The organism is Lactobacillus sp. ESL0263 (genome assembly GCF_003692845.1).
Classification (GTDB): Bacteria; Bacillota; Bacilli; order Lactobacillales; family Lactobacillaceae; genus Lactobacillus; species Lactobacillus apis.
Genome location: NZ_REHL01000004.1, coordinates 455,325 through 477,615 on the forward strand (window position 1 = coordinate 455,325; position 22,291 = coordinate 477,615).

The 22,291-nt window shown below is 36.7% G+C and carries 23 protein-coding genes; 20 read left to right on the top strand and 3 right to left on the bottom strand.

Features of this window, described 5'->3' with window-relative positions:
- The first annotated feature begins 116 nt into the window (after positions 1–116).
- The 8 genes from F5ESL0263_RS04210 (at position 117) to F5ESL0263_RS04245 (ending at position 7,210) form a co-directional block, all read left to right on the top strand.
- On the top strand, positions 117–968 hold the full coding sequence (locus tag F5ESL0263_RS04210; RefSeq protein ID WP_122035088.1) for an NAD(P)H-binding protein: 852 nt from the start codon (positions 117–119) through the stop codon (positions 966–968).
- Between the two features lie 11 nt (positions 969–979).
- Positions 980–1,408, top strand: a complete 429-nt coding sequence (locus F5ESL0263_RS04215; RefSeq protein WP_074425394.1) for an Rrf2 family transcriptional regulator — start codon at positions 980–982, stop codon at positions 1,406–1,408.
- 117 nt (positions 1,409–1,525) lie between these two features.
- Positions 1,526–2,005: a LysM domain-containing protein gene (locus tag F5ESL0263_RS04220; protein ID WP_122035090.1), complete on the top strand. Its 480-nt coding sequence runs from the start codon at positions 1,526–1,528 to the stop codon at positions 2,003–2,005.
- A 41-nt stretch (positions 2,006–2,046) separates the two neighbouring features.
- On the top strand, positions 2,047–2,721 hold the full coding sequence (gene cmk / locus F5ESL0263_RS04225; protein WP_122035092.1) for a (d)CMP kinase: 675 nt from the start codon (positions 2,047–2,049) through the stop codon (positions 2,719–2,721).
- Positions 2,722–2,793: 72 nt separating this feature from the next.
- Complete coding sequence (gene rpsA / locus F5ESL0263_RS04230) at positions 2,794–4,002, top strand: 30S ribosomal protein S1 (protein ID WP_122035094.1); 1,209 nt, start codon at positions 2,794–2,796, stop codon at positions 4,000–4,002.
- A 61-nt stretch (positions 4,003–4,063) separates the two neighbouring features.
- Complete coding sequence (gene der / locus F5ESL0263_RS04235; RefSeq protein ID WP_122035096.1) at positions 4,064–5,374, top strand: ribosome biogenesis GTPase Der; 1,311 nt, start codon at positions 4,064–4,066, stop codon at positions 5,372–5,374.
- Positions 5,375–5,559: 185 nt separating this feature from the next.
- A complete protein-coding gene (locus tag F5ESL0263_RS04240) occupies positions 5,560–5,835 on the top strand; it encodes an HU family DNA-binding protein (RefSeq protein WP_046306834.1) in 276 nt (91 codons plus the stop codon).
- A gap of 115 nt (positions 5,836–5,950) precedes the next feature.
- Positions 5,951–7,210: a lipopolysaccharide assembly protein LapB gene (locus F5ESL0263_RS04245; protein ID WP_122035098.1), complete on the top strand. Its 1,260-nt coding sequence runs from the start codon at positions 5,951–5,953 to the stop codon at positions 7,208–7,210.
- Positions 7,211–7,252: 42 nt separating this feature from the next.
- Here F5ESL0263_RS04245 and F5ESL0263_RS04250 read toward each other — a convergent pair whose 3' ends face one another.
- Positions 7,253–7,972, bottom strand: coding sequence for a TatD family hydrolase (locus F5ESL0263_RS04250; RefSeq protein WP_122035100.1), 720 nt, complete (start codon positions 7,970–7,972; stop codon positions 7,253–7,255).
- Between the two features lie 168 nt (positions 7,973–8,140).
- Positions 8,141–9,028, bottom strand: a complete 888-nt coding sequence (locus F5ESL0263_RS04255; RefSeq protein ID WP_122035102.1) for a YitT family protein — start codon at positions 9,026–9,028, stop codon at positions 8,141–8,143.
- Between the two features lie 87 nt (positions 9,029–9,115).
- Here F5ESL0263_RS04255 and F5ESL0263_RS04260 point away from each other — a divergent pair, with 87 nt between their 5' ends.
- Positions 9,116–10,318: a CCA tRNA nucleotidyltransferase gene (locus F5ESL0263_RS04260; RefSeq protein ID WP_122035104.1), complete on the top strand. Its 1,203-nt coding sequence runs from the start codon at positions 9,116–9,118 to the stop codon at positions 10,316–10,318.
- Here the strand turns inward: F5ESL0263_RS04260 and F5ESL0263_RS04265 are convergent.
- A complete protein-coding gene (locus F5ESL0263_RS04265) occupies positions 10,315–10,980 on the bottom strand; it encodes a hemolysin III family protein (RefSeq protein WP_122035106.1) in 666 nt (221 codons plus the stop codon). The two genes, F5ESL0263_RS04260 and F5ESL0263_RS04265, sit on opposite strands and share 4 nt — an antisense overlap.
- A gap of 122 nt (positions 10,981–11,102) precedes the next feature.
- Between F5ESL0263_RS04265 and F5ESL0263_RS04270 the strand changes: the two genes are divergently transcribed.
- From F5ESL0263_RS04270 to F5ESL0263_RS04320, 11 genes are all read left to right on the top strand, one after another.
- A complete protein-coding gene (locus F5ESL0263_RS04270) occupies positions 11,103–11,963 on the top strand; it encodes a DegV family protein (protein WP_122035108.1) in 861 nt (286 codons plus the stop codon).
- 4 nt (positions 11,964–11,967) lie between these two features.
- Positions 11,968–12,198: a YozE family protein gene (locus tag F5ESL0263_RS04275; RefSeq protein WP_046306842.1), complete on the top strand. Its 231-nt coding sequence runs from the start codon at positions 11,968–11,970 to the stop codon at positions 12,196–12,198.
- A 44-nt stretch (positions 12,199–12,242) separates the two neighbouring features.
- On the top strand, positions 12,243–13,082 hold the full coding sequence (ylqF, locus tag F5ESL0263_RS04280) for a ribosome biogenesis GTPase YlqF (protein WP_046306843.1): 840 nt from the start codon (positions 12,243–12,245) through the stop codon (positions 13,080–13,082).
- Entirely contained in the window at positions 13,079–13,834 is a 756-nt protein-coding gene (locus tag F5ESL0263_RS04285; protein ID WP_122035110.1) for a ribonuclease HII, read from the top strand. The genes ylqF and F5ESL0263_RS04285 overlap by 4 nt, the downstream gene beginning before the upstream one ends.
- 45 nt (positions 13,835–13,879) lie before the next feature.
- The gene (gene dprA / locus F5ESL0263_RS04290) at positions 13,880–14,716 is read left to right on the top strand and encodes a DNA-processing protein DprA (RefSeq protein ID WP_122035112.1); all 837 of its coding nucleotides are present in this window, start codon (positions 13,880–13,882) and stop codon (positions 14,714–14,716) included.
- Positions 14,717–14,794: 78 nt separating this feature from the next.
- On the top strand, positions 14,795–16,900 hold the full coding sequence (gene topA / locus F5ESL0263_RS04295; protein ID WP_046306847.1) for a type I DNA topoisomerase: 2,106 nt from the start codon (positions 14,795–14,797) through the stop codon (positions 16,898–16,900).
- 99 nt (positions 16,901–16,999) lie between these two features.
- On the top strand, positions 17,000–18,316 hold the full coding sequence (gene trmFO, locus F5ESL0263_RS04300; RefSeq protein ID WP_122035114.1) for a methylenetetrahydrofolate--tRNA-(uracil(54)-C(5))-methyltransferase (FADH(2)-oxidizing) TrmFO: 1,317 nt from the start codon (positions 17,000–17,002) through the stop codon (positions 18,314–18,316).
- 2 nt (positions 18,317–18,318) lie between these two features.
- On the top strand, positions 18,319–19,248 hold the full coding sequence (xerC, locus tag F5ESL0263_RS04305) for a tyrosine recombinase XerC (RefSeq protein ID WP_122035116.1): 930 nt from the start codon (positions 18,319–18,321) through the stop codon (positions 19,246–19,248).
- Complete coding sequence (gene hslV / locus F5ESL0263_RS04310) at positions 19,248–19,772, top strand: HslVU peptidase proteolytic subunit (RefSeq protein ID WP_046306853.1); 525 nt, start codon at positions 19,248–19,250, stop codon at positions 19,770–19,772. Before xerC ends, hslV begins: the two co-directional genes overlap by 1 nt.
- A 14-nt stretch (positions 19,773–19,786) precedes the next feature.
- A complete protein-coding gene (gene hslU, locus F5ESL0263_RS04315; protein WP_304485491.1) occupies positions 19,787–21,199 on the top strand; it encodes an ATP-dependent protease ATPase subunit HslU in 1,413 nt (470 codons plus the stop codon).
- A 19-nt stretch (positions 21,200–21,218) separates the two neighbouring features.
- Complete coding sequence (locus F5ESL0263_RS04320) at positions 21,219–22,109, top strand: aldose 1-epimerase family protein (RefSeq protein WP_122035120.1); 891 nt, start codon at positions 21,219–21,221, stop codon at positions 22,107–22,109.
- Positions 22,110–22,291: the final 182 nt, after the last annotated feature.

Below are 22,291 nucleotides of genomic sequence, written 5' to 3' on the forward strand. Positions count from 1 at the left end.
AAGCGTTAGGATTTTCCGAGCGCTTTTATTTTACTTACACATGTTGTTTTTATTTCAACATCTAGTATAATATAACTTGTTAATTATAAAACAACATGAAAGAAAGGCGTTTATTAATGAAATATGCTGTTACTGCTGCTACAGGCAACTTTGGTTTGTTAGCAGTCAATTATTTATCAAAGTTAGTTGATCAAAAAGATATTATTGTTATCGCTAGAAATAAGCAAAAAGCTCAACAACTTTTCCCAGATTTTGAAATTAGAAAAGGCAATTATGATAGTGTAGAAGAAATGACTGACGCACTTAAAGGAATTGATCGAGTACTCTTTATTTCATCACAGCCTGGTGGTTCGGTAGAGCGTAGTGTTCAACATCAGAATGTTGTTTCTGCACTTCAAAAAAATCATGTGAGTTTTGTAGCTTATACTAGTTTTGCTAATGCGCAATCTTCAAAAACTGCATTGGCAGCTGACCATAAGCTGACAGAAAACCTAATTGAAGAAGCAGACATCCCACATTCATTTTTACGAAACAATTGGTATTTAGAAAATGAAGCTGGCTTTTTTGAAAGTGGAAAGTCGCGCCAAAAGGCTATTTACTGGGCAGGTAATAAAGTAGGTTGGGCGCTTGAGCGTGAATATGCGGAAGCTGCTGCAAAAGTTCTTACTTCTGAAAAGCCACAAGCAATTTATGAATTTTCAGGCAAAGCAGTTACATATGAAGTGCTAGGAGAAGCTTTGAATAAGGCACTTGTTCAGCCATGTGATGTTGCACAGGTTTCTAAACAGGAGTATACTCTTGATTTAGAAAATCAGGGCTTAGACAATCAAACAGCTGCATTATATGCTTCCTTCCAGGATCCAATTGACAATGGCTCGTTAAATGAGAACAGCAGTGATTTGCAAAACGTACTTGGAAGAGAATTGACTACTCTAAGTGATGGTATCAAAGAGATACTTTCGAAGTAAGGTGAGGACAAATCAAATACTCATATAAATTAAGTGACGCGATTCATTTGCTAGCTTATCTAGTAATATGTTCGGACTGTGACCAATCTAGTAAAGCAATCGCTGCCAGTATTGAAGCAAATCCGAGTGTAATTAGAAGTTTGATGAGTGATTTGAAAAAGTCCAACATCATTACTGGGCGTCAAGGCTTAGCTAAACCAACCCTAACCAGAAATCCCGCAGAAATTAGTATTTTTGATATTTACCAAGCAATTAATATTAATCATCATTTTTTGCATGTTGATCCTGAGACTAATCCCAAATGTATTGTTGGTGGCAATATTCAGGAAGTATTAGGGGAAGTCTATTCTCAAATTGAACAAAGTGCACAACAAAAAATGAAAGAGATTTCTCTACAAGAAGTTGTAAATCAAATTTTGCAAAAAAATAAAGATAAGTAAAGTAAAAAGTAAATTGACAAATAATCTAGAAAAAGGAATTTTTCTAGATTATTTTTTATCCATTTTAATTAGTAAATATGCTAAAATTAAGCCAGCTAGGTTGAAGGAGTTTTTTAAATGCAGCAAAACCATGAAGGACCATATAAACACTATGAACGTCCTAGCAGCAAAAGAGCGATAATAAATAAAACTGGCTCTCGAGCATGGCAAGTGACAGTTATTTTTTTGGTTGTTATTTTAGTAGCACTTGTTCCAATAGTTCATCACTTGTCTTCGGCTGAAAAGACGAATGAACGGGTTGTTGAATTGCAAAAGTCAACTAAGAAAAAGGTGCATTCTAAGCTTAAAAAGATGCGCAAGAAAAAAACTAAATCTACTGTCCAGAAACAGACTAGGAAAAAGCCGCAGGCTAACTCCCAAGGTGAGATTAAAACTAAAAAGAAAATTTCACAACCAACAGAGTATACTGTACAAACAGGGGATTCTCTGACCAGTATTGCGGATAAATTTCATTTAACAGTTGATGAGTTGATTCAGATTAATCAACTTGATTCAACCGGTCAAGTTAATGCTGGACAAGTTCTTAAATTAAAATAAATTGTAGAAAGGTTGGGACATACAGTCCCTTTTTTATTGGCATGCAAGTAGCAATTGATGGACCAGCTTCAGCTGGAAAAAGTACAGTAGCAAAGATTATTGCGCAAAAATTGAATTTTACATATATTGATACAGGAGCAATGTATCGTGCTTGTACGGTTATCGCAAAAGAAAATAACCTAGATTATGGTGATGAGCAAGGCATTTTGGCTGCAATTGACTGTAATGAAATTCAACTTAAAGCAGTTAACGGTGAACAAAAAGTATACGCTGGTGACGAGGACATCACTCGTGACGTCCGTTTACCTGAAATTTCAGCAAATGTTTCTCAAGTTTCAGCTCTTCCAAAAATTAGAGAAAAAATGGTCAGCCTTCAAAGAAAAATGGCCGGTGAAATGAATGTAGTGATGGATGGAAGAGACATTGGAACTACAGTTCTTCCAAATGCAGAAGTAAAAATATTTTTGGTTGCATCAGCTCATTCTCGAGCACAAAGAAGAATGCTTGACTTGAAACAACAAGGAATTAGAAGTGACCAAACCTTGCAAGAAATAGAGCAGAGTATTCAGGAAAGAGATTATAAAGATTCTCATCGGCAAATTTCTCCTTTAAAAAAGGCGGCTGATGCTGTTGAAATTGACACAACTGAGATGAATATTGACCAAGTAGTTGAAGCAATTTTGGCTCAAATCAAAAAATCTCAAAAAAATATTTAAAAAACGGGCTAAAAGAGTAGAAAAATATCTTACTTTCATTTAGAATTAGATTATGATATTGGGAGGTAAATAATGTCAGAAAACAGTAATCAATTTTTAGATGCATTAAAGCAAATGCAAGGAGTTGAGGTTGGCGATATTGTAGACGTTGAAGTTTTAGACGTTGAAGATGGTCAAATCGACGTTGGTGTAGAAAATGCTGGTGTCGAAGGTGTTGTTCCTCGTCGTGAATTCACTTCAGATCGCAACTTAGACTTACGCGAAGCAGTTAAACCAGGTGATAAATTTAAAGCTTTAGTTTTGAGAAAAGCTGGTGGTGACAAGGAGAACGGTGAATTCTTCTTCTCAGTAACTCGTCTTAAGGAAAGAGAAGCTTATGACGAATTACAAAAAGACTTCGAAGAAGGTAAAACAATCGAAGGTACTGTTACTTCATCAGTACGTGGTGGTTTATTAGTTGATGTTGGTACTAGAGGTTTCTTACCAGCTTCACTTATTTCTAACCGTTATGTTTCTGATCTTAAACCTTACATTGGTAAAACAATGAAGCTTAAGATTACAGAAATTGACCCAAGTAAGAACCGTCTGATTCTTTCACACAAAGACTTAATCGAAGAAGAACGTGAAGAAGCCTTTGATAAAGTTGCATCACAATTAGTTGTTGGTGATGTAGTTGAAGGTAAAGTATCTCGTTTAACTAACTTTGGTGCCTTTGTTGACGTTGGTGGTGTGGACGGTTTAGTTCACATATCTGAAATTTCATATAAGCACGTGGACAAACCTAGTGATGTTTTGAAGGTTGGTCAAGATGTTAAAGTTAAAGTAATCGGTATAGACGATGACAGACATCGTATCTCCCTTTCAATTAAACAAACAGAACCTTCCCCATTCGAGCAAGCTACTGCTGAATTAAACGAAGGCGATATCTTTGAAGGCGAAGTTAAGTCTTTAACTAACTTCGGTGCTTTTGTTGAAGTTGCTGACGGCATTCAAGGTTTAGTACATGTTTCTGAAATTTCATTTAAACATGTAGATAAGCCAAGTGATGTTTTGGAAGTTGGACAAAAGGTTAAGGTTAAGGTTTTAAACATTGACCCTAGTGAACGTAGAATTTCTCTTTCAATGAAGGCTGCAGATTCTAAAGGTTCTGAAAATAGCGAAGAATCACATTCACACAGTTCATACAACAAAAACGCAGTTAACAAGAAGTATATGAGCAATGATGACAGCGGTTTTGCATTAGGTGACATAATTGGTGACCAATTGAAAGATCGTCGTTAGTTTTTAATTAAAAGAGCCGACTTTGTTAAGTCGGCTCTTTTATTGTTAGGAGGCTGGAAATATGGTTTTACCCGTAGTTGCTATTGTTGGACAACCAAATGTTGGTAAATCAACGCTTTTCAACCGGATTATTAATGAGCGTTTGGCAATCGTCGAAGACAAGCCAGGGGTAACCCGAGACCGAAACTACGCTCAAGCTGAATGGCTAGGGCACAAATTTGATTTGATCGATACCGGTGGTATTACATGGGAAGACGGCCGGATAGAGGATGAGATCAGGGCGCAGGCTGAAATAGCAATTGATGAAGCAGATGTCATTGTTGCTTTGACTAGTGCAACTAATCAAGTAACCAATTTAGATGAACGTATCGCACAAATGCTTTACCAGACTAAAAAACCTGTAATTTTGGCAGTTAATAAGGCTGATAATCCTGAACAAAGAATGGATATTTATGATTTCTACAGTTTAGGTCTTGGCGAGCCAATTCCAATTTCAAGTGTTCATGGTACTGGTATAGGTGATTTGCTAGATCGAATCGTCAGTGAATTACCAAAAGACTTGGACAATAATGACAATGATCAGATTTCTTTCAGTGTTATTGGGCGTCCTAATGTTGGAAAATCATCAATTGTCAACCGGCTACTCGGTGAAAAACGAGTAATCGTGAACAATGAGGAAGGAACAACTAGGGATGCAGTTGATACTCCATTTGAAGGTGAAGATGGCACTAAGTATCGTATAGTTGATACTGCAGGAATCAGACGCCGTGGGAAAGTATACGAAAAAACTGAAAAATACTCTGTAATGAGAGCAATGAGTGCGATTGAACATTCAAACGTAGTTTGTTTAGTTTTAGATGCAAGTACTGGTATCCGGGAGCAGGATAAGCATGTGGCCGGATATGCACATGATGCGGGTCGTGGAATTATTATTGTTGTCAATAAATGGGATTTGCCGAAGAAGAATAGTAATAGTGGCAAGGAATTTGAACAAACAATAAGAGAAGAATTTCAGTACTTAGATTATGCACCAATTATTTTTGTTTCTGCTAAAACAGGACAAAATCTTGATCAGATTCCCAAAATGGTTAAACGTGTACACGAAAACCAAGTTCAGAGAATTAGGTCTAGTGTGCTAAATGACCTATTGCTTGAGGCAAGTAAGTTAGTTCCAACACCAATGATTAAAGGAAAGCGGCTTAGAGTATATTACATGACGCAAGTAGCAGTTAATCCACCTACTTTTGTCGTTTTTGTCAATGATCCTGAATTAATGCACTTTTCTTACGAAAGATTCTTGATTAATCAGCTGCGAGATAACTTTGACTTTACTGGTACACCAATCAAAGTTATTGGGCGAAAGAGAAAATAACTTTGTATCTACCAAGTAAAGAAAAATGGCATTTTTTGACTAAATTACTTGTTGTACTATAGGTTTTGTGCTATTTTGAAACAAGGAAAGAATGATTAGGAAAGAATCATTATTCCTTGTTTCTCTATTGAGAAATAAGTATGAATTTCTATTATGAAATTCAATTTTGGGAGGTGAATTTCCAGATGGCAAATAAAGCAGAATTAGTTACTGAAGTCGCTTCAAAAACTAAATTGACCAAAAAAGATGCTGCAACAGCTGTTGATGCAATTTTTAATTCAATCCAAGAAGACCTTGCTAAAGGTGAAAAGGTACAATTGATTGGCTTTGGTACTTTTGAAGTACGTCAACGTGCAGCTCGCAAGGGACGTAACCCACAAACTGGTGATGAAATTGAAATTCCAGCTAGTGTTGTTCCTGCATTTAGACCAGGTAAAGCGCTTAAAGACGCTGTTAAATAAAACTAATGGTTCTATCAAAAAAGATGATGGCGTACTTGCTATCATCTTTTTTGATTGTTATTCTTTTAAAGAACATTAGATGATAACTATTTCCATAATTAAAAAGGTGATAATGATGAGCTATTCCGAACAACTTCTTGATTCAATAGAGAAGCAAGATTTTTCGCAAGAAAAGGTTTTACTGAAAAAAGCTTTAGACGAGGATGAACCAGAAGTTTTGGCGTCGCTAGCTGAGAATTTAATGGGACTTGGTTTTACTGACTTGGCCAAGGATGTATATCGAAGTCTAATTGCGAGGTTTCCTAAAGAAGATTTGTTTAAAATTTATTTAGCTGAGATTTTATTAAATGATGGTAAAGACGATGATGGCTTGTCCTTACTTTACGATATTCCAGAGGATTCACCTTCATATCTAGATAGTCTGTTAGTTCAGGCTGATTACTATCAAACCAATGGTTTGCTTGAAACGGCATATAGCAAGCTGAAAAAAGCAGCTAAAATTGCTCCTGATGAAGATGTTGTTAAATTTGGTTTGGCTGAATTAGACTACCTAAGTGGCCGCTACGAGCAAGCACTTGATTTATATCGTGACTTGTTGAAACGGCAAAGCACTTTTAGTGAGATCAACTTGAATGACCGCCTGTTTCAGACGCTTGCAAAATTGGGCCGCTATGAAGAGGCTAGTGAAGTGATCGATCAGCATGGTGGCGATATCTTAGATATTGATAGCAAATATCAGGCTGCTCTAATTATGCTTGCTGTTGGTAAAAATGATCAAGCGATTAAATACCTTGATGAAGTAATTGACCAAAGTCCTGATTATGTTAATGCATATCGCTTATTAGCTACAGCGTATGAAAATAAAAATGATGATGATCAAACCTTACGTTCAGCACAAGCTGGGATTGCTTATAATGAACTTGACCCAGTGCTGTATTCTAAGGGTGCTAGTGCTGCTGTACGACTTAATGATTTTGCCACTGCTGAGAATTTGCTTCTAAAGGGGTTAAAATTCCTGCCAGAAGATATTGATTTACTATTACAGTTATCAAACGTCTATTTGCAAGAAGGCAAGTATGACGAAAATTTGCAGTTGTTTAAAGATGTAGATGAAGATGATCTTGATCCACAGGCACACTGGAACTTAGCATTGTCATATCAAGCTTTGGATCAAAATGAGCAAGCAAAAAGTGAATTTCTGCTTGCCTATCCCGAATTTCAAAATAATGCAGATTTCTTGAAACAAATGATTCGCTTCTTTAATACTGAGGCAAATTCACAACAAGTAGTTAAGGAATTGCTTACGCGCTATCTCAAACTTGAACCTGAAGATACTGAAATGCAAGAACTTAATAATGATCTTTTAGATAATTAAAAAAACTTCTTAACTGAGAAAATCCAGTTAAGAAGTTTTTGGCTATTTGGTTTGTTTAAGAAAATGTGTTAAATTTTCTCCTAATATTGTAGCTAGCCTATTTGAATTAATATGGCGCAAATCAGCTAAGGCAGTGAGCGTTTGTTTCAAGATACCAGGATAGTCGGTTACGCTAACCGATTTATTTAGTAGCCATTCTACTGAATTCAAACCGTCAGTTTCGATTAACAAATGATCTAATGGAACATTTTGGGCTAATTTAATAATCGCAGGGTTGTCTAAAATATCAAGACAAACGCTAAAATAGCAGCCGAGATCAATGTAGTCTTTTTGATATTTTAGGCAATCATACCAATGCACAAAGTAATTATTGGGATATTGCCGAATTATTGCGAGAATTTCTTTTTCGCAGCCTTTGGTGTGAAGAATAACCGGTTTTTGCTTTTTAGCTGCCCAAGCAAGTTGTTTTCTAAAAGTTTTTGTTTGAAGTTTTATATCATTTTTTGTCCAAACCGAATCAAGCCCAATTTCACCAACTGCGTCGGCTTGTTCTAAATAAGGAACAATTTCTTCAAACTTTAACTTGTTAACATCCCATGGGTGAATACCAAAACTGAGTGGTTGTCTATGCATGGTTAACTTAGAATTGATTTGCCACTCTTCTGGAGTTTGACAGTTTATAATGGCTTTTATTTGTTGTTTGATTTGCAATTGTGCGAGCTCTTGATTGTTTGCTAGATGGCAGTGCGCGTCAATTAACATTTGCTTTTTTCCTTCTACTATAAAAATTATCAGCTAAATTCTATCGTAAATGCTTTTAAATTATTGTCTAATATTTTTAGATAGGACCAAATTCGGAAAATAAAACCCCTGGTTTTCGCAGATCAGCGAGAATAGGGGGTCTTATTGACATGTTGAGTTTTAGTTTTGTTACTTACGAATCAGTAAATGTTGTCGTTTTTGCTTATAAGTAAATCCTTCACCTAAGGCCTCGTGCACTTCAATTACGCTCACAAATGCTTTAGGGTCTTCCGCTGCGATTAGTTCCTTAACTGCAGGAATTTCACGCGGTGAAACTACGAGGTAGATTACAGGACGCTTTGTCTTTTTGTAACCGCCGCGGGCCTCAAGATAAGTAAAACCGCGATCAAGTTTTAAATCAATCATTTCAGCAATCTTTTCATAGTTATCCGAAATGATGAGTAGACCCCTTGCAGAATATGCCCCTTGTTGTACAGTATCCATTACGCGAGACAGAATGAATGATGCAACTAGCGTATACATAATATGTTTTAAGTCTAAGTATGAAAGGGAAGCAAATAAAATAATTGCATCGCAGAATAATAAAACTTTTCCAGAAGATAGGCCATATTTTATCTGGCAAATTCTAGCGATAATATCAGTCCCACCTGAAGTCCCATTATAGCGAAAAACTAAACCTAACCCTATTCCCGAAAGAGTTCCGGCCAAAATTGCGGACAGGAAGAGGTCGTGTTCCAAGTTTAATTGATATATAATAGGAACTAAGCGCCAGAACCACAAGAAAAAAGAGAGCCAAAGTGTTCCCCAAATTGTGTAGGCTAAAAGTCGTTTACCCATAAAACGGTAACCAAGAATTATAAGAGGGATGTTTAATAGAAGTGAAGAAAGTCCCATGTTAATGCCCCAGAAGTGTCTGAGCAAAAGGGTGATTCCACTAATACCGCCATCGGTTAGTTGATTAGGTGCAGAAATCATATCTAAGCTTAGGCCGTATATGGCGCAACCAAGCATTATCATGAATAATTCAAGTATGTTTCTTTTTGTAAGTTTATGCATAAAGTTGTCATCTTTCTTTTTATTTTCATCACCTTAAACGTAACATATTTTGATCTAAAAAACACGAAACAAATGAGTTGATTATTAATGAAAAAAATAAATGAATTACCACCAATTTTTTTATCAGCAATTCCTGTCTTAAAGCGATTAGAAGAAGCTGGTTATGAAGCATATTTTGTTGGAGGTTCAATCAGAGATTTGCTATTAGGAAGGCATATCCATGATATTGATATTGCCACTAGTGCATATCCTGAAGAAGTAAAATCCCTTTTTCATAAAACGATTGATACCGGTATCAAGCACGGTACGGTAACAGTACTTTTTGAAGGGGAAAGTTATGAAATTACTACGTTTAGAACTGAATCAGGTTATCAAGATTTTAGACGACCTGACCATGTTACTTTTGTCCGTAGCTTAAAAGAAGATCTTAAACGACGTGACTTTACAATTAATGCGCTGGCAATGAATACAGAAGGCGAAATTGTTGATTTATTCAATGGCTTAGGGGACTTGAATAATCACCTGATTAAAGCTGTTGGTGATCCTATGGAACGTTTCCACGAGGATGCTCTTCGAATGATGCGAGCAGTTAGATTTATGAGCCAACTAAAGTTTGATCTTGAGGATGAGACAAAAGAGGCAATTAAGAATTTACATGATCTTTTGCCTAAAATCTCTGTTGAACGGATCCGCGATGAGTTCATTAAAATGGGAACCGGTCCTAATTCACGTCAAGCATTTCAGGTTTTCCTAGATACAGAATTAAGTGAAGGAGTTCCTGATTTTGTAGGTAAAAAAGAACTGTTAAGTATTTTTCCTAGTTTGAAATTTGGTCCAAGCATGGAGTCTAGCTTGTGGGCAATTATTATCATTTTGTTAAAATTGCCTAATGAGCAAATCACCAGTTTTATGCGTGATTGGAAAAATTCAAATGCAATGACAACTAATGTAGAACGAATCGTTGAACTATTTGACTTGCTTTCTGAACATAGTCCATCGGATTATGAGTTATTTAAGGCGGGTAAGGATGTTTTGCTAAACACAATCGATGTGGCTAAAATACTTGGACAGCCTGTTAATTCAGAAGCTTTAGTAGACCGCTATACTGCTTTACCAATTAAGTCTTCAGCTGATTTAGCAATTGATGGACGCTTTTTGATTAATGCAGGAATTCATCCTGGACCTGGCTTGGGTGAACTTTTAACCGAAATTAAGCAAAAAGTCATTGCAGGTGAGCTTGAAAATAGTGAAGAAGCAATTACGGTTTATTTAAACGGACTCAGTGCCTAAACGTAAAACAAAACTGAAAAGTACATTAATGCAGAACCTAAGATGACAAATAGGTGCCAAATAACATGGATAAATGGTACATTTTTCATCGTATATAAAACTGCACCTACTGTGTAAGCTACCCCGCCTCCGACTAGTAGCCAAAAACCGGTTGGACTAAGACGAGCATACAAATAGTTGCCTGCCAAAATGACTAGCCAGCCCATTCCGACATAGAGGACTGTATCTAAAATCACGTGCTTGCCACGGTTAAAGATGTAATAAACAATTCCAAAAATCGCAATTAGCCAGATTAAAGTGAATAATAGCCAACCCCATTTTCCGCCTATGGCTACTAACGAAAATGGAGTATAAGATCCAGCAATTAAAAGGTAAATAGAGGAATGATCGAAGATTTGAAAGACATTTCTTGCTCTGGTAAAAATCAAGCTATGAAAAAGAGTTGAAAAAAGATATAGCAAAATCAAACAGACACCATAGATAGTGAATGTAATTAGCCTGAGTGGACTTTGAAGAGAAATGGCTTTAATGATTAATAGAATTAAACCGATCACAGCTAAGAAGAAACCGATTCCATGTGTTACTGCACTTAGTGTATTATCCCAAATTTGATAATTCTTACTTCTGTTTTTCGGTTCTTGCCAAAATTCTTTAAATTTCATGATGCAACAATCTATCCGCTTTCTTTTTTTTACTGGTTTTTTTGATATAATAATTTATAATTGATTCAGTTCACATTCTATCATAGAATGTGTAAAGCAATTCAGAATTGAGGTCGAGTAAGTTGTCAAGAATAAAAATTTTGACCGATTCTTCTGCACAATTAACACCAGAAGAAATTGAAAAATATAATATTACAGTTGTGCCCTTATCGGTAACAGTTGGCGGAAATACTTATCTTGATGGTATTGAAATTTCCAGACAAGAGTTTGTTAAAAAAATGAGTGAGTCAGCTGAACTACCTAAGACAAGCCAACCATCAATTGGTCGCTTAGTTGATACAATTAACGATTTAACTAGTGATGGTAGTGAAGTTATTGGGATTTTCTTAGCGAAAGTTCTAAGCGGTACAATTGATGCTGCTCGTCAAGCAGTTAAGCTTACCGGTAAATCTGACCAAGTTCACATTGTTGATTCAGAGCTGACGGATCGGGCCGAAGGTCTGCAAGTTTTAGAAGCAGCTCGTGATGCCGAAAAAGGTAAATCAATTTCCGAAATAATAGATCATCTTGAAAAAATCAAGAAGACTCAGCGTTTACGACTAATGATTGTTAACTTGGAAAATGTTATCAAGGGTGGCCGTTTGGGTCCTATTTCAGGTAAAATCGCTAATATGCTTAATATTAGAATTGAGTTACAAATGCCTAACGGCGAATTGAAGGTGGCCAAAAAAGGTCGTGGTAAGAAATTCATGATGGCTTTTGACCAACGCGTGCTTGATGATATTGAAGCAAATAAAGAAAAAATCAAAGAAGTTGGAATTTCTTATGTTTCACTAGATGGTGTTCCGCAAAAATTGCTCGATTTTGCCCAAAAAATTAAAGATATTAATTCAAAAATTGATGTCTTGGTTCGTGAGACCAGTCCAATTATTGCAACACATGCTGGTATGGATGCATATGCAATTTTATATTACACGGAGTAAATAATTGGCCTATCGAGAGAGTTTTTACCGATATTTAATGACATTACGTGACGCTGATTCAAACGATGAAGTTGCGCAATTCGCAAATAATGCTCAAAATGATCAAACTTTTCCTAAACAGGAACAAGACTATGACAAATTGTCTGACTATCTTGAATTAAATGCAGGATATTTGTCTAGCATGAGTATTTTTGATCAAGCTTATCAAATGTATCGAGATAAAATGATGTATTAACAAAGGCCCTTTTGGGCCTTTTAGTGTTAAAAGAAGGCGAAATAATGGCTAATATTCAATGGTATCCTGGTCACATGAACAAGGCACGTAACCAATTGGAAGATAAGATGGGGTTAATCGATGTCTTAGTTGAGGTTTTGGATGCTCGTATCCCTGAATCATCCCGAAATCCAATGATTAGCGAGCTAGTGGGCGACAAGCCACATTTAATTATCTTAAATAAAGCTGATTTAGCTGATCCTGTGATGACTAAGATGTGGCAGAAAAAGCTCAGTGGCAAGGGCAAAGTTGTTATGGCCCTTGATTCATTGCATAGCACTAATATGCAGGTCTTAATCCGAATGATTAAAAAAGCTGCAAGTTCAAAGGTAGCTAAACTTGAATCAAAGGGTGCTTCCAATCCGGTAATTAGAATTGCCTTAGCTGGTGTTCCTAATTGTGGTAAATCAACCATTATTAATCGATTGGTTGGACGCAATGTTGCTGCCGTTGGTAACAAGCCCGGAGTTACTAAGGGACAAACTTGGCTAAAAACGCCGTATAATATTCAAATTTTGGATACTCCGGGTATTCTCTGGCCTAAATTTGAAGATCAGGAAGTTGGCTATAAGTTGGCAGCACTTGGTTCAATTAAAGATAGTATTTTTAGTGCTGATGATGTTGCCCTATATTTGCTTTCGAAATTGCGTAAGTACTACTTAAACGATGTCGTTAAATTTGCTCGCTCGACTAAAGAAGAAGTTAGCAAAATTAATGATACTGATTTATTGCTTGCATTAACGGAGCAATATGGGATGAGGGATGATTATGACCGCTTTTCACTTTATCTGTTACAGCGCTTGCGCAAAGGTAAAGTAGGAAGGATAACTTTGGACCGCCCATGACAATTAATGAGATAAAAGAACTATTGACCAATGACCGATTAAATGAAACTGAACTTGCCGAACTTGAAAATGATTCACGTGCAGGTGTCAAAAAGCTCTTGGATAGCTATCGACGTCGTAGAGAAAAACTGGCTCAAAAAAGGGAATCTTTTGAAAAGAGATTTACATATGAAAAAACTTTTTGGGCTAAGAATCAAATGGTTGCTGGTGTCGATGAAGTAGGACGGGGCCCCTTAGCAGGTCCAGTTGTTACGGCAGCAGTAATCATTGATGAGAATTTTGACCTAATCGATGTTAATGATTCCAAAAAGTTAAGTGCACAAAAAAGACTGGAACTTTATCCTAAAATTTTGGAAGAAGCTGTCAGTGTAGCAATTGGTGTTAAAGACGCTGAAGTAATTGATCAGGTTAATATTTATGAAGCCGATCGTTTGGCCATGGCCCAAGCAGTTAATGATCTTGACGTTCGTCCAGATGCCTTATTAGTAGATGCAATGAACGTTCCAGTTGATTTACCACAAATAGAATTAATTAAAGGTGATAGTAAGTCAAATTCAATTGCTGCTGCATCAATTGTGGCCAAAGTTTTCAGAGATAAATTGATGGAAGATTATGCGGAAATTTATCCAGAGTATCATTTTGATTTGAATGTTGGCTACGGAACTAAAGATCATATTGCGGCAATTAGAAAATATGGACCGACCCCAATTCACCGAAAAACTTTTGCACCAGTTAGTGATTTTTATAAATAAGAAATTTTGTCTCCTTTTTACGTAATTCTAATTAGGAGGCTTTTTATGAAGATAACAAATTTTCTTTTGCGCTTAAAATTACAAAACGGAATCGGTTATGTTAAGATGTTACAAATTGCTAGTCAATTGCCTACTAGCGAAGTTAATCCTGAAATAATTAAACAAATGGATTTGCCAAGTAAGTTGATCAAGTCAGCGTTAACAGCATTTTATGATCAACAGGCTGAAGCAAAGATTGCGCGAATAAAAAAGCAGTGTCAGATAATTAGTTTTTTTGATCAAGTGTATCCCCAAAAATTACGGGAAATATATCGACCACCGTTAATTTTATTTGCGCAAGGTAATTTGAAATTGTTACAAGAAAACGTCATCACTATTGTGGGCTCGCGTCAAGCAACTGATTATAGTCAATTGGTTTTGAATAAAATAGTGCCGCAATTAGTTAAAAGCAACTTTGTTATTGCCAGTGGATTGGCAATGGGTGTTGATGTAATGGCACACAGCGCTACCTTGAATAATGGTGGAAAAACCATTGCTGTTATTGGAAATGGTTTAAATCACTTTTATCCAGAACGCAATAGTCAAATTCAAAGGCAGATTATTAATGAAGGTTTAGTTCTTAGTGAATATTTGCCTGATACACCACCAAGGCCCTTTCGCTTTCCAGAAAGAAATCGAATTTTGGCTGGAATTGCTGACAGCGTAATTGTTACCGAAGCTAAAGAAAAGTCGGGTTCGTTAATAACGGCCAATATTGCGCTTCAAGAGAATCGTAATATTTATGCAGTTCCCGGTCCGATTAACAGCCAACTTTCGACTGGTCCGAATAAGTTAATTGAAGCTGGGGCAACACCAATAACTGATTTTTCTTCTTTAGCTTGAATAAGTTGACAATTGGTAGGCAAATATTCTATTCTCAGACTAGTATTTTTAAATAGATTTTTAATGAGGAGGCTTTTGATGCCTACGAAATCAAAGCCAAGTAAACGAAAAAAGACATTGGTGATTGTTGAGTCACCCGCAAAGGCTAAGACAATTGAAAAATATCTTGGTCGTAATTACCGAGTTATTGCTTCTAAAGGTCATATTCGTGATTTGCCTAAATCACAGATGGGAATTGATTTTGATAATGATTACAAACCAAAATATATTTCTATTCGTGGTAAGGGCGATACGATTAAAGAATTGAAGTCGGAAGCCAAAAAGGCTAAAGAAGTATATTTGGCCTCCGACCCGGATCGTGAAGGAGAAGCAATTGCTTGGCACGTTGCGCATACGCTAAATTTGGATGATACTGCCAAAAACCGTGTAACCTTTAATGAGGTTACTAAGGATGCAGTTAAAAACAGTTTTAAAAATCCGCGTGCAATTGACATGGATACGGTTAATGCGCAACAAGCAAGAAGAATTCTTGATCGAATTGTTGGTTATTCACTTTCGCCAATATTATGGGACAAAGTTAAAAAAGGTTTAAGTGCAGGACGTGTTCAATCTGTTGCACTCAAGCTGGTAATTGACCGCGAAAAAGAAATTAAAAACTTTAAGCCTGAAGAATATTGGACAATTGACGCTGAGTTTAAAAAGAAAACTAAGTCATTTAAAGCATCTTTTTGGGGTGTTGATGGCAAAAAGCAAGAACTACCTAATAATGAAGCAGTTCAAAAGGTTTTGGCCAAAATCGATAAAAAGAAGCCGTTTGAAATTAACAATGTTTTAAAGCGTGAACGTCGTCGGCAACCTGCAGCTCCTTTTACGACTTCAACGCTTCAACAAGAAGCCAACAAGCGGTTGAACTACCGTACAAGAAGAACGATGAGCATTGCTCAGCAGCTTTATGAAGGAATTAGTTTAGGTAAACAGGGGACAGTGGGTTTGATTACCTATATGAGAACCGACTCTAAGAGAACATCACCAGTTGCTCAAGCAGAAGCTTCTAAGTTCTTAAATGAGAAGTATGGCAAAGAGTATGCAGCCAAAGGTGCAAGGCACTTTAAAAACCAGGAAGATGCTCAGGATGCCCACGAAGCAATTAGACCAACTAGTGTTTATCGCACACCCGAATCCCTCAAATCGGTATTAACAACTGAGCAATATCGTTTGTATAAACTGATTTGGGCACGGTTTGTTGCAAGTGAAATGACACCGGCAGTTTATGATACTGTTAGAGCAGATATTGAACAAAATGGTGTTACATTTAGGACTACTGGTTCAAAAATGAAATTTGCTGGTTTTACAAAAGTATATGATAACTTGCAAGAAAAGAATATTGAGCTTCCAGATTTAAATGATGGAGACGAAGTTAAACTTGCAAAATCCGATAATAAGCAGCATTTCACTTTACCACCTGCTAGATATACAGAAGCAAGTTTAGTACACACGCTGGAAGAAAATGGTGTTGGCCGTCCGTCAACATATGCACCGACTATTGACACGATTCAAAGACGTTATTATGTTAAGCTTGAGGCTAAATCGATTGTACCAACTGAGTTAGGTGAAATCGTTGATAATTTAATCGAAAAGTTTTTCCCAGATATTGTTAATATTGACTTTACTGCTCAATTAGAGAATGACCTCGACAGTATTGAGGCTGGTAAAAAGAACTGGGTAAAAGTGGTTGATGAATATTACCACCCATTCAAGAAAGAACTAGATAAAGCTGAAGCAGGGATTCAAAAAGTTCAGATTAAGGATGAGCCTGCTGGATTTAACTGTGATATCTGTGGTGCCCCTATGGTCATCAAAATGGGACGCTATGGTAAGTTCTATGCTTGTTCACGTTTCCCTGATTGCCGTAACACTAAGGCAATTGTCAAAAAAGTTGGCGTTACTTGTCCAAAATGTGGCAAAGGAGACGTTGTCGAGAAAAAATCTAAGCGTAATCGTAAATTTTATGGTTGTTCGCGTTACCCAGAATGTGACTTTGTTTCGTGGGATATGCCGATTAGCCGTAATTGTCCAAATGATGGACATTTCTTAGTTGAAAAGAAAACTAAAAAGGGCTTAGTAATTTCATGTCCAAATGGTGACTACAAAGAAGAACCTAAGGATGAAAAAATAACAAAATAAAATTAAATTTATGTAAATATCATCAAATCATTTTGATTTGATGATATTCTTTTATTTAAGCTTAATTTAACTGATTTTTTAGTAAAGGAAGATATAAACATGCCAAAAAGTGTAACTGTTATTGGTGGTGGCTTAGCTGGAAGTGAAGCTACCTGGCAATTAGCAAAACGCGGGATTCCAGTTGATCTTTATGAGATGCGTCCTAAGAAGATGACGCCTGCACATAAAACGGGTGAATTGGCCGAGTTAGTGTGCACAAATTCAATGAGATCCAATCAACTATCTAATGCTGTTGGATTATTAAAAGAAGAAATGCGTCAACTAGATTCGTTAATTATTGAAGCTGCCGATAAAACGCAGGTTCCAGCTGGAGGAGCTTTAGCAGTCGATCGTGATGAGTTTAGTGAATATATCACGCAAAAGCTTCATGCATTGCCAAATATCACTTTTCATGGAGAAGAAATTACTGAATTGCCTAAAGATGGTATTACGGTAGTTGCAACTGGCCCCTTGACTAGTGATGCATTAGCAGACCAAATTAAACAATTTTCTGGTACTGATAGCTTACATTTCTTTGATGCAGCAGCCCCAATTATTGCGGCAGACTCAATTGATATGGATATTGTTTATAAAAAATCACGTTATGACCGTGGTGATGCCGCATATCTTAACTGTCCAATGACACAAGAAGAATATGAAAAGTTTGCTCATGAATTGGTTAATGCTGAAACTGCTGAAATGCATAGTTTTGAAAAGGAAGATGTTTTTGAAGGTTGCATGCCAATTGAAGTAATGGCCGGTCGTGGTGAAAAGACTATGCTCTTTGGTCCACTTAAGCCAGTCGGCTTAGAGGATCCTCATACCGGAAAAACTCCTTATGCGGTTGTTCAACTGCGTCAGGATAATGCAGCTGCTTCAATGTATAACATTGTTGGGTTCCAAACTCATCTTAAGTATGGTGAGCAGAAGAGAGTCTTTTCGATGATTCCAGGTTTGGCTAATGCACGCTTTATTCGCTATGGTAAAATGCACCGCAATACTTATATGGCTTCTCCTGAAGTCTTAGCAGCTACTTATGAAGCTAAAAAGCAACCGGGACTCTTTTTCGCAGGTCAAATGACTGGAGTTGAAGGTTACGTTGAAAGTGCTGGTAGTGGTTTAGTTGCTGGTATTAATGCAGCAAAGACTGCCTGTGATCAAGCTCCTGTTGTCTTTCCGAAGGATACTGCACTTGGTTCAATGGCCAACTATGTTACAACCACTAGTGTTAAACATTTTCAGCCAATGAATGCCAGTTTTGCCCTGATTCCTGGCTTAGAAGGAAAGAAAATTCGCAATAAGCGTGAACGGCATGAAAAAATTAGTGAACGTAGTTTAGCAGATCTTGCAACTTTTAAGCAGGAAGAATTGATGTAAAAATGACAGGTGCTAATGAAAGTGATGAACTAACGCTTTTTATTTCTTATCTTCAAAACGAACGACATTACAGTAAAAATACGGTCATTTCTTATCAAAATGATTTGCTTGAGGCAAAAGCATTTTGGCAGGATAATGGTGGTTTTGATGGCTGGAAAAAGGTTACTAGAAGGGATGTTGAGCTTTTTATACAAAATCTCGCAGAACGCAAAGTAGCAAGGTCCACTCAATCGCGAAAAATGTCGAGTTTACGGTCATTTTATCGCTTTTTAACTAAGCGAAAAATTGTTAAAATAGACCCAACGCAAACAGTTGTTTTGCGCGCTAAAGATCATAAACTACCACAGTTCTTTTATGCTCCTGAAATCAAGCAGGTTTTTGATTCACTTAAGTCCAATGAGCCATTAACAATGCGCAATCTAGCAATGTTTGAATTGTTTTATACAACTGGCATGCGGGTAAGTGAAGTAAGTGAATTAAAAATTGAGCAAATTGACTTGGAGTTAAAGATTATTTTAGTTCATGGAAAAGGAAATAAAGATCGTTACGTGGCTTTTGACGAGCAAACTGAAGAGGCACTGTCGAACTATCTGAATGAAGGACGACCTAAGCTCTTAAAAAATGCAGATGATAATAAGACTGTTTTTCTAAATAATTTAGGTAAGCCGTTAACTACGCGCGGAATTGAATACATTATGCAAAAAGTATTTAATAATGCTGGGATAAACGGAAAAGTGCATCCCCATGAATTACGCCACTCATTTGCGACAGCAATGCTTAATAATGGCGCCGATTTGCGTAGTGTTCAGGAGTTATTAGGACACATTAATTTGTCGACAACGCAAATTTACACTCATGTAACAATGAGTCATTTACAGGCAAATTATGATCAGTTCTTTACACGTAATGATAAGAAAGATGAGGCAAAATAATGACAACTATATGTTCAGTAAGATATAACGGAAAAACTGCAATCGCGGGTGACGGTCAGGTTACTTTAGGTGAAAAGGTAATCGCAAAAGCAACAGCAAAAAAGATTCGCCGTATTTACCATGATCGGGTGGTTATTGGCTTTGCTGGTGGTGTTGCAGATGCAGTTAGTTTACAAGATATGCTAGAAGGTAAACTTGAAGCGTTTGGTGGCGATTTGCGTCGTGCTGCAGTTGAAATGGCGCAGTCCTGGCGAAAAGATGCAACTTTGCAAAAGTTAGATGCAATGTTAATTGCATTTGATGACAAGGACTTGTTACTAATTTCAGGAAACGGAGAAGTTCTTGAGCCAGATGAAAACGTAGTTGCAATTGGTTCTGGTGGTAATTTTGCTCAGGCTGCAGCAATTGCTATGATTAGACATTCTTCTGATATGTCAGCCAGTGAGATTGCTCATGAAGCTGTTGAAATTGCTTCTGGAATCGATATTTTTACCGATGATCAAATTCATACGGATGAACTTTAAAGGTGAGTGAATAAATAATGGATATCAAAACACCCAAACAAATTGTTAGCTTATTAGACGAATATATTATTGGTCAAGATGAAGCTAAAAAAGCTGTTGCAGTGGCTCTTTATAACCGTTATCGACGCATGCAACTGCCTAAAAAGATGCAGGAAGATATTACTCCTAAAAACATGTTAATGGCAGGACCAACAGGGGTCGGAAAAACAGAAATTGCTAGAAGACTGGCAATTATTGTTGATGCACCTTTCGTCAAAGTTGAAGCAACCAAATTTACCGAAGTTGGTTATGTTGGGCGTGACGTCGAATCAATGGTACGTGACTTAGTCAGTGAAGCTGTTCGAATGGAAGAAAAGGATCAGTTTGACCATGTTCGTGCTCAAGCAGCAAAAGAAGCAAATAAAACAATTGTACGTTTGCTTGTTCCTGGCATCAAAAAAGAAAAAAGAAGAAATCAAATGCAGGAATTGCAGGACATGATGTCAATGCTCATGCCAAACGAGCAAAATGCTAATAACGTTTCTGAAGCTGACCAAGAAGAAGTAACAGATGAAATCAGAAATGAGCGTTTGTCAGTTGCTGAACAACTTGACAAAGGCTTGCTAGAAGACCGTGATGTGACGATTGAAGTAGAACAAGCTCCAAAAATCAACCCAATGGGTAACATGATGAACCAAATGGGCGTGGATATGGGCTCAATGCTTAATGAAATGATGCCAAAGAAACGTGTTAAACGGACCATGTCTGTTAGGGATGCCCGTGAAGTTCTAATTCAAGAAGAATCAAAGAAGTTAGTTGACTATGACTCAATCTATCAAAAGGCAATTGAGCGTACATCAAACAATGGTATTATTTTTATCGATGAAATTGACAAAATAGCTGCTGGAAACAAGAAGACTTCGGGAGAAGTGTCCCGTGAAGGTGTTCAACGCGATATCTTACCAATTGTTGAAGGATCAACCGTTCAAACCAAGTATGGTCCTGTATCAACGGATCATATTCTCTTTATTGCTGCCGGTGCTTTTTCAGAATCTAAACCAAGTGATTTAATTCCAGAGCTTCAAGGACGTTTTCCAATTCGAGTTGAGCTAAATGCTTTAACCAAGGAAGATTTTGTGAAGATTTTGAAGGATCCAGCAGATTCTCTGCTTGAGCAATATGTTGCATTGATGAAGGCTGACGGCATCAAATTAGTCTTCACAAAAGAAGCAGTTGATAAAATAGCTCAAATAGCGTTTGATGTTAACCAGGGAACGGATAATATTGGTGCTAGAAGACTATCAACTATTTTGGAAAAGTTGCTTGAAGATGTTTTATATGAAGGCCCTGACATGGCAATGGGTGAAATTACAATAACTGAAGCATATGTTGATGAAAAACTTAGTGATATAATAACAAATAAAGATTTAACTAAGTTCATTCTTTAACAAAAGGCGATGATTTAACATGGATTACACAATTAAAAACAGCATTTTGCAAGTTACAATTGCAAGTAAAGGTGCTGAAGTCCAGAGTGTTAAAAGTTTACATAGTGGGTATGAATATATTTGGCAAGCCGATCCAGAGGTCTGGAATCGACATGCACCGATTCTATTTCCAATTGTTGGTAGACTAAAAAATGATGAATATACTTATCAAGGCAAAACCTATCATTTAAATCAACATGGTTTTGCACGTGATCAAGAATTTAAAGTTGAGCAACAGACTGATGAAAGTATTACTCTTCTACTGACTGATAATGAAGAGACAAGAAAAGTCTACCCATTTAAGTTTGAATTGCGCGTAAACTATAATTTACTCAACAATTTATTGGAAGAGAATTTCAGTGTAATCAATAAGTCTGATGGTGAAATGATTTTTGGTATCGGTGGTCACCCTGGCTTTAATATTCCAACTACTTCTGAGCTAACAAAAGAAGATTTCTACTTTAGTACTAGACCATCCCGTGCACGGGTACGAATTCCTTTAAAAGGAGCATATTTGGATTGGCAAAATCGTTCTTTAGCTTCAACCAATAGTCTGATTACGCTGAGTGATCATTTGTTTAAGGATGATGCATTAATTTTCCAATTACGTGGTCATGATAATCGGATTTCTCTTAGAACAGATGCAAACAATTTCCACGTTAACGTTTGGTTACGCGATGCTCCATTTGTTGGTGTTTGGTCGCAATATCCAAAAACAGCTGACTATGTTTGTATTGAACCTTGGTGGGGAATAGCTGATCGAAGTGATACCAATCAAAAGCTAGAAGAAAAATATGGGATGAACCATTTGGCTGCAGGTGAAACATTCACTGCTGGCTTCAGTATGGCGTTCCATGATAAAGATGAATAACTTATAACTAAGCAAAAAAGTATGGCAACTAGTCATACTTTTTTTGTGCGATCAAAATTGAATGATAAAAATATTTTTCCTACTGATTTTAATTATAATTAGCAATTTTTTGTATAATTCAAATCACTTATTGATAAATGACCTACTATTTAGCACCACTATATATTGTGATAATATTCTAG

Bases quoted from the DNA above. Each gene is read 5' to 3' on its own strand.
- rpsA (WP_122035094.1), top strand. From the start codon at position 2,794: ATGTCAGAAAACAGTAATCAATTTTTAGATGCATTAAAGCAAATGCAA.
- xerC (WP_122035116.1), top strand. From the start codon at position 18,319: ATGACAGGTGCTAATGAAAGTGATGAACTAACGCTTTTTATTTCTTAT.
- F5ESL0263_RS04210 (WP_122035088.1), top strand. From the start codon at position 117: ATGAAATATGCTGTTACTGCTGCTACAGGCAACTTTGGTTTGTTAGCA.
- F5ESL0263_RS04255 (WP_122035102.1), bottom strand. From the start codon at position 9,028: ATGCATAAACTTACAAAAAGAAACATACTTGAATTATTCATGATAATG.
- cmk (WP_122035092.1), top strand. From the start codon at position 2,047: ATGCAAGTAGCAATTGATGGACCAGCTTCAGCTGGAAAAAGTACAGTA.
- F5ESL0263_RS04265 (WP_122035106.1), bottom strand. From the start codon at position 10,980: ATGAAATTTAAAGAATTTTGGCAAGAACCGAAAAACAGAAGTAAGAAT.
- F5ESL0263_RS04285 (WP_122035110.1), top strand. From the start codon at position 13,079: ATGACAATTAATGAGATAAAAGAACTATTGACCAATGACCGATTAAAT.
- dprA (WP_122035112.1), top strand. From the start codon at position 13,880: ATGAAGATAACAAATTTTCTTTTGCGCTTAAAATTACAAAACGGAATC.
- F5ESL0263_RS04240 (WP_046306834.1), top strand. From the start codon at position 5,560: ATGGCAAATAAAGCAGAATTAGTTACTGAAGTCGCTTCAAAAACTAAA.
- topA (WP_046306847.1), top strand. From the start codon at position 14,795: ATGCCTACGAAATCAAAGCCAAGTAAACGAAAAAAGACATTGGTGATT.
- F5ESL0263_RS04320 (WP_122035120.1), top strand. From the start codon at position 21,219: ATGGATTACACAATTAAAAACAGCATTTTGCAAGTTACAATTGCAAGT.
- trmFO (WP_122035114.1), top strand. From the start codon at position 17,000: ATGCCAAAAAGTGTAACTGTTATTGGTGGTGGCTTAGCTGGAAGTGAA.
- hslV (WP_046306853.1), top strand. From the start codon at position 19,248: ATGACAACTATATGTTCAGTAAGATATAACGGAAAAACTGCAATCGCG.
- F5ESL0263_RS04220 (WP_122035090.1), top strand. From the start codon at position 1,526: ATGCAGCAAAACCATGAAGGACCATATAAACACTATGAACGTCCTAGC.
- F5ESL0263_RS04250 (WP_122035100.1), bottom strand. From the start codon at position 7,972: ATGTTAATTGACGCGCACTGCCATCTAGCAAACAATCAAGAGCTCGCA.
- F5ESL0263_RS04245 (WP_122035098.1), top strand. From the start codon at position 5,951: ATGAGCTATTCCGAACAACTTCTTGATTCAATAGAGAAGCAAGATTTT.
- ylqF (WP_046306843.1), top strand. From the start codon at position 12,243: ATGGCTAATATTCAATGGTATCCTGGTCACATGAACAAGGCACGTAAC.
- F5ESL0263_RS04260 (WP_122035104.1), top strand. From the start codon at position 9,116: ATGAAAAAAATAAATGAATTACCACCAATTTTTTTATCAGCAATTCCT.
- der (WP_122035096.1), top strand. From the start codon at position 4,064: ATGGTTTTACCCGTAGTTGCTATTGTTGGACAACCAAATGTTGGTAAA.